9 protein-coding genes and 1 tRNA gene are annotated in these 11515 nt (G+C 75.0%); 6 read left to right on the top strand and 4 right to left on the bottom strand.

Annotated elements, in window-relative coordinates; all coding sequences use genetic code 11:
* Positions 1 to 6 precede the first annotated feature (6 nt).
* Positions 7 to 609: a response regulator gene (locus tag PKC53_RS01955; RefSeq protein ID WP_324425751.1), complete on the top strand. Its 603-nt coding sequence runs from the start codon at positions 7 to 9 to the stop codon at positions 607 to 609.
* Positions 610 to 737: 128 nt separating this feature from the next.
* On the opposite strand, the gene PKC53_RS01950 is transcribed toward PKC53_RS01955, so the two are convergent.
* On the bottom strand, positions 738 to 2237 hold the full coding sequence (locus PKC53_RS01950) for an ATP-binding protein (RefSeq protein ID WP_324425749.1): 1500 nt from the start codon (positions 2235 to 2237) through the stop codon (positions 738 to 740).
* Positions 2238 to 2653: 416 nt separating this feature from the next.
* On the opposite strand from PKC53_RS01950, the gene PKC53_RS01945 reads away from it, so the two are divergent.
* From PKC53_RS01945 to PKC53_RS01935, 3 genes are all read left to right on the top strand, one after another.
* Complete coding sequence (locus PKC53_RS01945; protein WP_324425747.1) at positions 2654 to 3049, top strand: Hpt domain-containing protein; 396 nt, start codon at positions 2654 to 2656, stop codon at positions 3047 to 3049.
* Positions 3046 to 5295, top strand: coding sequence for an EAL domain-containing protein (locus PKC53_RS01940; protein WP_324425745.1), 2250 nt, complete (start codon positions 3046 to 3048; stop codon positions 5293 to 5295). Before PKC53_RS01945 ends, PKC53_RS01940 begins: the two co-directional genes overlap by 4 nt.
* A 113-nt stretch (positions 5296 to 5408) precedes the next feature.
* The gene (locus tag PKC53_RS01935) at positions 5409 to 7181 is read left to right on the top strand and encodes a diguanylate cyclase (protein ID WP_324425743.1); all 1773 of its coding nucleotides are present in this window, start codon (positions 5409 to 5411) and stop codon (positions 7179 to 7181) included.
* A gap of 70 nt (positions 7182 to 7251) precedes the next feature.
* Here PKC53_RS01935 and PKC53_RS01930 read toward each other — a convergent pair whose 3' ends face one another.
* The 3 genes from PKC53_RS01930 to PKC53_RS01920 all read right to left on the bottom strand — a co-directional run bounded on the left by PKC53_RS01930 (position 7252) and on the right by PKC53_RS01920 (position 9361).
* The gene (locus PKC53_RS01930) at positions 7252 to 8388 is read right to left on the bottom strand and encodes an FAD-dependent oxidoreductase (protein WP_324425740.1); all 1137 of its coding nucleotides are present in this window, start codon (positions 8386 to 8388) and stop codon (positions 7252 to 7254) included.
* A gap of 7 nt (positions 8389 to 8395) precedes the next feature.
* Positions 8396 to 8483, bottom strand: a tRNA-Ser gene (locus tag PKC53_RS01925).
* 56 nt (positions 8484 to 8539) lie between these two features.
* Positions 8540 to 9361 carry a symmetrical bis(5'-nucleosyl)-tetraphosphatase gene (locus PKC53_RS01920; RefSeq protein WP_324425738.1) on the bottom strand — a complete coding sequence of 274 codons (822 nt, stop codon included), beginning with the start codon at positions 9359 to 9361 and terminating at the stop codon, positions 8540 to 8542.
* Positions 9362 to 9457: 96 nt separating this feature from the next.
* On the opposite strand from PKC53_RS01920, the gene PKC53_RS01915 reads away from it, so the two are divergent.
* Together PKC53_RS01915 and PKC53_RS01910 are read left to right on the top strand one after the other, a co-directional pair.
* Positions 9458 to 10774: a hemolysin family protein gene (locus PKC53_RS01915; RefSeq protein ID WP_324425736.1), complete on the top strand. Its 1317-nt coding sequence runs from the start codon at positions 9458 to 9460 to the stop codon at positions 10772 to 10774.
* Complete coding sequence (locus PKC53_RS01910; RefSeq protein WP_324425734.1) at positions 10771 to 11514, top strand: SapC family protein; 744 nt, start codon at positions 10771 to 10773, stop codon at positions 11512 to 11514. Before PKC53_RS01915 ends, PKC53_RS01910 begins: the two co-directional genes overlap by 4 nt.
* The last annotated feature ends 1 nt before the right edge of the window (position 11515 follow it).

Below are 11515 nucleotides of genomic sequence, written 5' to 3'. Positions count from 1 at the left end.
CCGCGCATGCCCGCGTCGCCGGCCCCGCCCAAAGGCAAGATCCTGGTCGTCGACGACGACCGGCTGGTGCTGGCCACCGTGACGCACGGCCTGGCGAAGGCCGGTTACGACGTGATCGACGCCGACAACGGCGACGACGCGATCCTGCTGGCGCGCGAACACCGCCCCGACATGGCGCTGCTGGACATCCGCATGGAAGGCAAGAGCGGCTTCGACGTCGCGGCCTACCTGCGCGAGCGCAAGGTGCCGTTCATGTTCCTGTCGGCGTTCTCCGACGACGCCACGGTGGCGCAGGTCAAGGCGCTGGGCGCGGTGGCGTACCTGGTCAAGCCGCTGGACATCGGGCAGATCGTTCCCACCGTCGAGGCGGCGTTCGCGCGCCTGCGGCCGGCCGCCGAGTCCGCGCCGCCGCCCGCCGCGGCCGAGGCGCCGCCCGACGCGGTGTGGATCGCCGTGGGCGTGCTGATGCACCGCTTCTCGCTGCCGCGTGCCGACGCGCTGGCGCGGCTGCGCGCGCAGGCCGAGGCCGAGCAGCGTCCGCTGGCGGCGCAGGCCGAGCGCATCGTCGAGGCGGTCGAACTGCTCGCGGCGCCGGGGCGCGCGTCCTGAGCGCTGCCCGGGCCGGGAGGCCCCCGGCCCCTTCCCGGCGTGCACGACGGGGCGCGCGCTACCCACGGCCTGCGCCTCGCCAGCGTCGACGCACGATGGGGCGGCGCGGCGTTCCCGCGAGAGCAGGGTCAGCCGTCGAGCGTGAAGTGGAAGCTCGCGCCGCGGTCGACCTCGCCGTCGGCCCAGATGCGCCCGCCGTGGCGCAGCACGATGCGCTTGACCGAGGCCAGCCCGATGCCGGTGCCGGGGAACTCCGAGGCGCTGTGCAGGCGCTGGAACACGCCGAACAGGCGGTCGGCGAAGCGCATGTCGAAGCCGGCGCCGTTGTCGCGCACGACGAAGGCGTCGGCGCCTTCGTGCCGCGCGCGCTCGAAGGCGATCACGCGCCTCGCCCGGCGCGCGCTGTACTTCCACGCGTTGCCCAGCAGGTTCTCGAGCGCCATGCGCAGCAGCGTCGGGTCGCCCTGCACGACCATGCCCGGCTCGATCGTCACGTCGGCCGGGGGGGTCGGGAAGTTGCGCCGCAGGTCGTCGACGACGAAGCCGGCGAGCTGCGACAGGTTCACCGGCTGGCGCGACAGCGGCTGGCTGGCGATGCGCGCCAGCGCCAGCAGCGTGTCGATCATGTGGTTCATGCGCGCCGCGGCGCCGAGCACGCGGTCGAGGTGGTCGTTGCCGATGCGGTCGAGCTGGTGTCCGTAGTCTTCCTTGAGGATGCGCGTGAAGCCCTCGACGACGCGGATCGGCGCGCGCAGGTCGTGCGACACCGCGTAGCTGAAGGTCTCGCGCTCGTTCACCGCGGCGTCGTCGTCGGCGGCCGGCCACAGCGCGAGCAGCCGGCCGTCGCGGCCGTCGGAGGCGAACCGCTGCAGCCGCACGCGCCAGCGGCCCTGCGTGGCGCTGCCCTGCGCATCGGCCTGCGCGCGTTCGAGCGCCGCCGGCAGCTCGCCGGGCAGCGCGGCGACCAGCTCGGCCCATGTCGGCGTGGCCTGGCCGCCGGCCAGGCGCAGCGCGGCGTCGTTGCAGTGGCGCACGCGCAGACCCGGCAGCGCCGGGTCGTGCATCGCGAGCCACACCGGGCCGGGGCAGGCCTGCAGCAGCGCGTCGAGCGCCGCATCGTCGCCGACCGCCGCCGGCACCGTCGCGGCGCGCGGGGCCAGCGTGCCCAGGTGGCCGGCGAAGCGACCGTCGGCGTCGAGCTGTGGCCAGGCGCGCAGCGTCCACTGCAGCGCCGGGTCGCCGCCGCGCGGACGCACCGGCAGCGCGGCGATCGCACCGCGCGACTCGAGCGCGGTGCGCAGGTCGACCTGCGCGTCGGCGCTCTCCAGACCGTCCCACAGCGGCTGGCCGCACCAGGCCTCGGCCCAGGCCGGCACGGCGACGCCTGCGCCAGCCTGCCAGGCCTGCACCCGGTGGTGCGCGTCGCTGGTCCAGCGGCACGCGTCGACCAGCGCCGACAAGGCCTGCGCGTCGCGGCGCGCCGCGTACAGCGCGCTCCAGGTGCGCTGGCGCATCCACAGCGCGCCGGCGGCCGCGGCGAGCACGGCGACCAACAGCAGCGCGGCGAGGGCGGCGGCGCCGGTGGGGGGGGGCGTCGCGGCCTGCGCCGCAGGTGGGAAGGCGCACACGAGGGCGGCGCCGGCGACCCCCGCGGGCGGCCTCGCGCCGTCGAGCATCGGCCGGCGGGGGGGCTCGCGGCGCGCGGGGCGCGGGATCGCTGCGCCGCCTGTGTCGCCGCCCGGTTGCATGCGGGGCATTGTATGCAGCGCTCGCTCCGGCACCTCCGGTGCGCGCCCGCCGTGCCTCAAGTGCGCGACGCTTCGGCCGAAGAGCCGCAATGGCCTGTCGCAAGCCGACCTGAACCGATGACCGATCCGACGCCGACCTGGCATGCACCGGCTGCGACCGCCGGTGCGGCGCGCCTTGACGGCCGCCGCGGCACGCCGCATGCTTGCCGCCCCGCGCCCGGCAGTCCGCCGGCCGGGCCCGGGGGGCGCCGCGCCACCGTGTCCTCTGCCCCGCCGTGCCGGGGCCTTCGCACCGCATGAACCCTCCGCGACCCGCCCCCGAACCGTCCGCGTTGCTCGATGCGCTCGATGCCGACAGCGTGCGGCGGCTGCGCGAGCTCGACCCCGACGGCCGCCATGGCCTGCTGCAGCGCGTGCTCGACACCTTCGTCGCGTCGCTGCGTCAGGAGCTCGGGCAGGTCGAGCGCGCGCGCGTCGACGCCGACCGTGCCGCGCTGCGCGGCGTCGCGCACAAGCTGAAGTCGTCGTCGCGCAGCGTCGGGGCGCTCGAACTGGCGCAGCACTGCGAGGAGGTCGAGCGCTGGGTGCGCGACGGCGACCCGCGTCCGATCGACCCACCGCTGGATGCTATGGTTGCGCAGATGCGCCACCTGCTCGCCCTGGCCGGGCACGTCGGCGGCGACCCTTCATGACGACCCTCAGCCCGCTCCTCGACGACGACGCGCCCGAGCCACCGAGGGTGCTGCTCGTCGACGACGACGAGGTCAACCTGATGCTCACCGCGGCCGCGCTGCGCGACCACGGGTTCCAGATCACCGAGGCTGCCAGCGGCGAGCGGGCGATGCGCATGCTGCCGGGGCTGGCCCCGGACGTCATCGTGCTCGACGCGCTGATGCCGGGCATGGACGGCTTCGCCACCTGCGAGACGCTGCGCTCGCTGCCGGCCTTCGAGAACATCCCGGTGCTGATGCTCACCGGGCTCGACGATGAGGCCTCGATCAACCGCGCGTACAGCGCCGGTGCGACCGACTTCTTCGTCAAGAGCACGCAGTGGAGCCTGCTCGCCGGGCGGCTGCGTTACCTGCTGCGCGCGTCGCGGCTGCGCCTCGAGCTCGAGCGCAGCAAGGCCAGGCTGGGGCGCGCGCAGGACCTGGCGCGCATGGGCAGCTTCGACTGGCGGCGCCTGCCCGACGGCCCCGGCGGCACGCTGGTGATGTCGCCCGAGGGCCTGCGCGTGTTCGGCTTCGGGCCGGGCGAGCGGCTGGGGCTGCACGCGCTGCTGCGCATGGTGCCCGGCGACGAGCGCCGCAGCCTGGTGCGGCTGTTGCGCGGCGTGCTGGCGCACAGCTCGGTGCTCGCCACCGACGTCGCGGTGACGCTGCCCGACGGGCGCCAGCGCATCATCCACGCCGAGGCCGAACCCGAGTACAACGAGCACGGCCAGGGCATCGGCTACACCGGCATCGTGCAGGACGTCACCGACCGCCGCGCTGCCGAGGACCACATCCGACGGCTCGCCAACTTCGACCCGCTCACCGGCCTGCCCAACCGCCACCAGCTGATCTGGCGCACCGAGCGCGCGCTGCAGCATGCGCGCCGCATGGGCCACCAGGTGGCGCTGCTGCTGATCGACCTCGACCGCTTCAAGAACATCAACGACACGCTCGGCCACACCGCCGGCGACGAGCTGCTCATCGAGGTCGCGCGCCGCCTGCGCGGCTGCGTGCGCCACAGCGACCAGGTGATGGAAGGCGCGGTCGAGGCGGTCGGCCCGGCGTGGCACCGCAAGCTCGAGGCGGTGGGCCGGCTCGGCGGCGACGAGTTCGTCGCGCTGCTGCCCGAGGTCGGCGACCAGCGCGACGCCGAGCGCGTCGCGCAGCGCATGCTCGACGTGATGCGCGAGCCGATCTTCGTCGGTGGCGGCGAGTGGGTGGTCACCGCGAGCATCGGCATCGCGATGTACCCGCGCGACGGCTTCGACGTCGCCGACCTGATGCGCAACTCCGACGTCGCGATGTACGCGGTGAAGGACCAGGGCAAGAACGCGGCCGCGGTGTACAGCCCGCTGCTGATGGGCCGCGGGCGCGAGCGCCTCGAACTCGAGAGCGCGCTGCACAAGGCCATCGAGCGCGACGAACTGGTGCTGCACTACCAGCCCAAGGTCGACGTGCGCGCTGCGCGCGTCGTCGGCGTCGAGGCGCTGATGCGCTGGCAGCGCGGCAACGCGCTGGTGCCGCCGGCCGACTTCATCCCGCTGGCCGAGGAGACCGGGCTGATCGTGCCGATGTCCGAGTGGCTGCTGCGCGAGGCGGCGCGCCAGGTCAAGGCCTGGGAGCTGGGCCTGGGCCACACGCTGTCGATCGCGGTGAACATGCCGGCGCGCATCTTCGAACGCAGCGACCTCGTCGAGCGCATCCACGACGCGCTCGGCCACTACGGCATCGCGCCATCGTCGCTGCTGCTCGAGATCACCGAGAACAGCCTGATGAAGAACCTGCAGGACGTGATCCCGTCGCTGCACCGCCTCACCGAGGTCGGCATCGAGGTCTCGGTCGACGACTTCGGCACCGGCTACTCGTCGCTGGCCTACCTGGGCACGCTGCCGATCTCGGAAGTGAAGATCGACAAGGCCTTCGTGCGCGAGCTCGGCGTCGCGCCGAAGGGCGCGGCGGTGGTCGCGGCGATCATCGCGCTGGCGCGCGCGCTGGGGCTGCGCGTGATCGCCGAGGGCGTCGAGTCGCTGCGCCAGCTCGACGAGCTGCACCGCCTGGGCTGCGCGCTGATGCAGGGCTACCAGTTCAGCCGCCCGGTGCCGGCGGCCGAGCTCGAACAGTGGCTGCGCTCCGCCGTGCTGCCGCGCCGCGTGCCGCAGCTGGGCAGCGCGCTCGAGATCGACGCCGCCGACGCTGCACGCGCCGCCGGCGGGCGCTTCCTGTGAGCGGCCCCGGGGCCGGGCTGGGCCCAGCGCGCCGCTCGTGGGCGCCGCGGCCACTCGGGGCGGGCCGGCGCTGCCCCGGGACGCCGCCCGCACGGCCGCGCTGACCGGCGCCGATGGCCGACACGCCGGCGCAGATCGCCAAGGCCGCGCTGCGCAGGCTGGCGCAGCAGCATCTCGAGCCGACCCCCGAGAACTTCGCGCGCGCCTGGGCCGACGAGGGCGGTGCCGGCACGGCGCTGCCGCCGCGGGCGCGCGGCGTGTTCGAGACGCTGCTGCAGCGCGCCGTCGACGACCCCGCACGCCGAAGCGAGTTGCTGGCCAGCCTGCTCGCCGCGCGCTGGGACGACGCGCAGCGCCAGCTCGACGCGCTCGACGACCCGGGTCCCGCGTGGGCGGCGCTGATCGCGCGCGTCGCGCGCGGCGTCGAGCGCGGCGGGCGTCACTGGACTCAGGCGCGGCGCAAGGACAGCCTGCAGCGCGTGCTCGACGGCAGCCGCAGCGACGCGCAGCGACTGCAGCAGCGGCTGCAGCAGCTGCTCGCGCAGTGGGAGCACGACGCGGCGGCCGACTTCGTCGACACCGGGCTCGACGCGCCCGCCGATGCGCCGCCCGCCGTTGCCGAGCCGGGTGGCGCGCCGTCGACGGGCACGACCGCGGCGGCGGCCGACGCGACGCCGGCCGCCGCGTGGCCGGCGCTGGCCGACCACCTCGGGCGCACGCTGCGCGCGGCGCTGCCCGGCGACGATACCCGCGCCTTGGCACTGGCCGACGAACTGGCGCAGCTGGCCGACGCGGTGGCGCGCGACGGTGCCGATCCGGGGCTGGTCGCACGCATCGGCGACGCCTGCGAGCGCGCGCGACGCTGGCTGGGCCACCGGCACCATCTGGTCGACCAGCTCGCCGCGCTGTGCCGCGAGCTGACCGCCGGGCTGGCCGACCTGGCCGAGGACGCGAGCTGGGCGCAGGGGCAGGTGCGTGCGCTCGAGGCGCGGCTGGACGCGGGCGTGTCGGTGCGCGGCGTCAAGGCCGCCGCCGAGCTGCTGGCGCACACGCGGGCGCGCCAGCAGCAGCTGCGCGCCGAGCGCGACCGCGCGCGCGACGCGCTGCGCGCGCTGGTCGCCAGCCTGCTCGCGCAGCTCGGCGACGTCGACGCGCGCACCGGCGGCTACGGCGAACGGCTCGGGCAGTACGAGGCGCGCATCCGCGAGGCCGACTCGATCGACCAGCTCGCCGGCCTGGTGCAGCAGATGCTGGCCGACAACCGCGAGGTGCGCGACGGCGTGCACGCGGCGCGCGAGCGGCTGGCCGGCGAGCACGCACGCGCGCTCGAGCTCGAGCAGCGCGTGCGCGCCCTCGAAGACGAGCTGCGCCGCCTGTCCGACGAAGTGTCGACCGACGCGCTGACCGAGGTGGCGAACCGCCGCGGGCTGCTGCGCGCCTTCGACGTCGAGCGCTCGCGCGCGCAGCGCGCCGACGCCGACGGTGCGCCCGCGCCGCTGGCGATCGGGTTGCTGGACATCGACAACTTCAAGAAGCTCAACGACACGCTGGGGCACGCGGCCGGCGACGTGGCGCTGAAGTCGCTGGCCGCGCGCGTGCGCGACGCGCTGCGCCCGGCCGACACGCTCGGGCGCTGGGGTGGCGAGGAGTTCGTCGTGCTGCTGCCGGGGACCGCCGTCGGCGAGGCACAGCAGGTGCTGACGCGGCTGCAGCGCGCGCTCACGGCCAGCCTGTTCCTGCACGAAGGTCGCGAGGTGTTCGTGACCTTCTCGGCCGGCGTCACCGCCTGGGTGCCGGGCGAGCCGATCGACGCGGCGCTCGAGCGCGCCGACGAGGCGCTCTACGAGGCCAAGCGCACCGGCAAGAACCGCACTTGCACGGCCTGACCCCGCGGCGCCCCGGCCCGGCGCGCCGGCCTGGATGTCGGCGGGTCGTCGCGGGCGCCGCCGGCGCAGCTCAGGCGCGGCGCACGCGCAGCGCGTGCGCGTCGATGCCCTCGCGCACGACGGCGTCGGGCAGCGGCCGGCCGGTGAGCAGCGCGGCGCAGGTGGCGCCCATCGCGGCGGCGGTCTGGATGCCGTAGCCGCCCAGCGCGGCGACCCAGAAGAAGCCGGGCGCGAGCGGGTCGAAGCCGCCGACCGGTTCGCCGTCGGCGACGAACGAGCGCAGCCCGGCCCAGGTGCGGCGCGGGCGGCGGATCGTCAGCGTCGTCGCCTGCTCGATGCGGTGGATGCCCAGCGCGACGTCGAGCTCCTCGGGCAGGACGTCGTGCGGCGCGACGGGGTCGGCGTTGGCCGGCGAGCCGAGCAGCAGCCCGGCGTCGGGCTTGAAGTACCAGCCCTCGTCGACCGCGGCGACGCAGGGCCAGCCGCGCGCATCGACGCCGTCGGGCGGCGCGAACACGAACGCGGTGCGGCGGCGCGGCTCGATGCCGATCGGCGCGACGCCGGCCAGCGCCGCGACCTCGTCGACCCAGGCGCCGGCGGCGTCGACGACGACGCTCGCGTGCCAGCGGTGCGCGCCGGTGTCGATGCGCCAGCCACCGGCGTCGCGCTGCAGTGCGTCGACCGGCGCGCCGCACACGAGCCGCGCGCCGTGCGCGCGCGCACCGCGCAGGAAGCCCTGGTGCAGCGCGTCGACGTCGAGGTCGGCGGCCAGCGGGTCGAACACCGCGGCGGCGCTGGCCTCGGGGCGCAGCACCGGCACGCGGGTGATCGCCTGCGCGGCGTCGAGCCACTGCGCCGGGCAGCCGTCGCGGCGCAGCGCGTCGTGCAGCGCGCGGGCCTCGGCCACGTGCGCGGCGCCGGCCACGTACAGCGCGCCGCGCGGGTGCAGCAGCGGCACGTCGCAGAAGCCCGCCGGCGGGTGCTCGAGGAAGTCGCGGCTGGCGCGCGTCAGCGCGCGCACCTGCGGCGGGCCGTAGCTCTCCATGAACATCGCCGCCGAGCGCCCGGTGCTGTGGTGGCCCGGCTGTGCCTCGCCCTCGAGCAGCAGCACCCGCGCGTGCGCGCTGGCGAAAAACGCGACCGACGCGCCCGCGATGCCGGCGCCGACGATGGCGAGGTCGAAGCGATCGGCGTGCGTGTCGGTCATTCAGCGCTGGCGGAAGCGGTGGGATTCGAACCCACGAACGGTTGCCCGTTGCCGGTTTTCAAGACCGGTGCCTTCAACCACTCGGCCACGCTTCCGTCGTCGACGACGCACTGTAGCGCCGCCCGGGCCCCGGTGCGTCCCGTGCACGTCGTCATCCCGGCACCGCTGACTGCGCGCAGGCCACCTGGGTCACCTCGCGGCGGCCGCCGTCGACGCGCACCGCGGTGAGCTGGCCGCCCCACACGCAGCCGGTGTCGAGCGCGAGCAGGTCCGGCCGCTCGAGCAGACCCAGCGTGCTCCAGTGGCCGAACGCGATCGGCGCGCCGGCGCTGCGCCGCCGGGGTGCGTCGTACCACGGCACCAGCCCCGGCGGCGCCGCGGCGGCGCCCTCCTTGACCCTGAAGTCGAGCGTGCCGTCGGCGTCGACGAAGCGGATGCGCGTGAACACGTTGATCGCGCAGCGCCAGCGGTCGACGCCTTGCAGGTCGTCGCGCCAGCGCGCCGGCTCGTTGCCGTACATGACCCGCAGGAACCCGGGCAGGTCGGGGCCGCGCAGCAGGGTCTCGACCTCGCGCGCCAGCGCCAGCGCCTGCGACGCGTCCCACTGCGGCGCGACGCCGGCATGCACGAGCAACCAGCCGTGCGCGGTGTCGGCCAGCGGCAGCCGGCGCAGCTGCTCGATCCAGGCGTCGCGCCGCGGGTGCGCCAGGATGTCGCGCAGCGTGTCGCTGCGGTGTTCGGGGCGCACGCCGTGCGCCACCGCGAGCAGGTGCAGGTCGTGGTTGCCCAGCAGCGCGACCGCGCTGCCGCCCAGGCGTTCGAGGCGCTGCAGCACCGCCAGCGACGCGGGGCCGCGGTTGACCAGGTCGCCGAGCAGGTGCAGGCGGTCGCGCGAAGGCGAGAAGCCGATCTCGGCGAGCAGCCGCGCGAAGGCGTCGTCGCAGCCCTGCAGGTCGCCGATCAGGTAGTGCATCGGCGCATTGTGCCGGCGCGCGCCGGGGCGCCGGTGGCGTCTGCTACCCTTGCACGCTGCGCAACCGCACCCGGCACGACCACGGCCGGGTCCTCGATGGACACGGCGTTACTGGTCTTCCTGATTCTGCTCAACGGCGCCTTCGCGATGGCCGAGATGGGGCTGACGGCGGCACGCAAGGCCCGGCTGCAGGTGATGGTCGAAACCGGCGACGGCGGGGCGCGCGCCGCGATGGCGCTGCACGACGACCCCACGCGCTGGCTGTCGACGGTGCAGGTCGGCATCACCTCGATCGGCCTGCTCAACGGCATCGTCGGCGAGGCCGCGTTCGCGCAGCCGCTGGCGGCCTGGCTCGGCACCACCTACGGCTGGTCCGAACAGGTCGCGCAGATCGTCGCCACCGCCGGCGTCATCGTGCTGATCACCTACTGCACGATCGTGTTCGGCGAACTGGTGCCCAAGCGGCTGGGCCAGATGTACCCGGAGGCCGTCGCGCGGCTGGTGGCGCGACCGATGCTGTGGCTGTCGACCGCGACCAAACCCTTCGTGCACCTGCTGTCGACGTCGACGCACGGCGTGCTGCGGCTGCTGGGCATCAGCGGCAACGCGCCCGGGGCCAGCGTCACCGAGGAGGAGATCGCCGCGCAGCTCGAGGAGGGCGTGGGCGCCGGGGTGATCGAGGCGCAGGAGCACCGCATGGTGCGCAACGTGTTCCTGCTCGACGAGCGCCAGATCGGCTCGATGATGATCCCGCGCGCCGAGATCGTGTGGATCGACGCGACCGCCGACGCCGAGGAGGTCCGCCGCGTGCTCGACGAGGGCGCGCACTCGCGCTACCCGGTGTGTCGCGGCGGCCTCGACGACGTGCTCGGCGTGGTCTCGTCGCAGCGCCTGCTGCGTCAGATGGTGCACGGCCAGCCGCTGTCGCTGGCCGACCAGCTCGAGCCCCCGGTGTTCGTGCCCGAGACCCTGTCCGGCATGGAGCTGCTCGAGCACTTCAAGCTCTCGGGCGCCGAACTGGTGTTCGTCGTCGACGAGTACGGCGCCGTGCAGGGCGTGGTCACGGTGCGCGACCTGCTCGAGGCGATCACCGGCGAGTTCACCCCCGCCGCCGGCGACGAGGAGGAGGCCTGGGCGGTGCAGCGCGACGACGGCAGCTGGCTGCTCGACGGGCTGATCCCGGTGCCCGAACTGAAGGACCGGCTGCAGCTGCGCAACCTGCCCGACGAGGAGCGCGGGCGCTACAACACGCTGGCCGGCATGATCATGCTGCTGCTCGGGCGGCTGCCGCAGGTCGCCGACCAGGTCGAGTGGCAGGGCTGGCGCTTCGAGATCGTCGACATGGACGGCAAGCGCGTCGACAAGGTCATGGTCAGTCCGCTGCCACCGCCCCCCCCGGGAGAAACGACGTGATCCATCCCGCGCTGCACCGCCAGCCGGTGGCGCTCGACCGCGAGGCCCACCGCGCGCTGAAGATCCGCCCCGGCGCACCCGACTGGTCGGTGGCCGCTGGGCTGAACGCGTACTTCGTCGCCGCCGTCGAGTTCGCCGACCTGTGCAAGGAGTTCCCGCTGGTGTTCGTGCGCGCCGGCAAGGACGAGTCCGGCGGCCGGCCGCTGGTCGCGCCGGTGGCGGTGTTCGGGCTCGCGCAGGGCGAGAACCTGTTCGTCGAGGGCACGCGCTGGTGCGCCGACTACATGCCGGCGCAGCTGCGCGCCTACCCGTTCGCCACCGCCCAGGTCGACGCGCAGCGTCGCGTGCTGTGCATCGACCGTGCCTGGGCCGGCTTCTCCGACACCGAAGGCCTGCCGCTGTTCGACGCCGACGGTCAGGAAGGGCCGAGGCTGCGCGAGATGCACGCACTGCTCGACCGGCTCGAAGGCGAGACGCAGCGCACGCGCGTGTTCTGCGAGCGCCTGCTCGCGCTCGACCTGCTGCGCGACATGCGCTTCGACGCGACGCTGCCCGACGGCAGCAAGCTCGGCGTCGACGGCTTCCTCGCGGTCGACGAGCAGCGCTTCGCCGCGCTCGACGACGCGACCGTCGTCGAGCTGCACCGCAGCGGCGTGCTGGCGCTGATCACGCTGCACCAGGTGTCGCTGGGCAACCTGCGCCGGCTGGTCGAGCGGCGACGCCGCGCGGCGGCGCCCTGAG

The sequence above is a fragment of the Azohydromonas sp. genome (assembly GCF_035325925.1).
Classification (GTDB): Bacteria; Pseudomonadota; Gammaproteobacteria; order Burkholderiales; family Burkholderiaceae_C; genus Calidifontimicrobium.
This window is presented reverse-complemented; position numbering and strand designations above follow the sequence as displayed.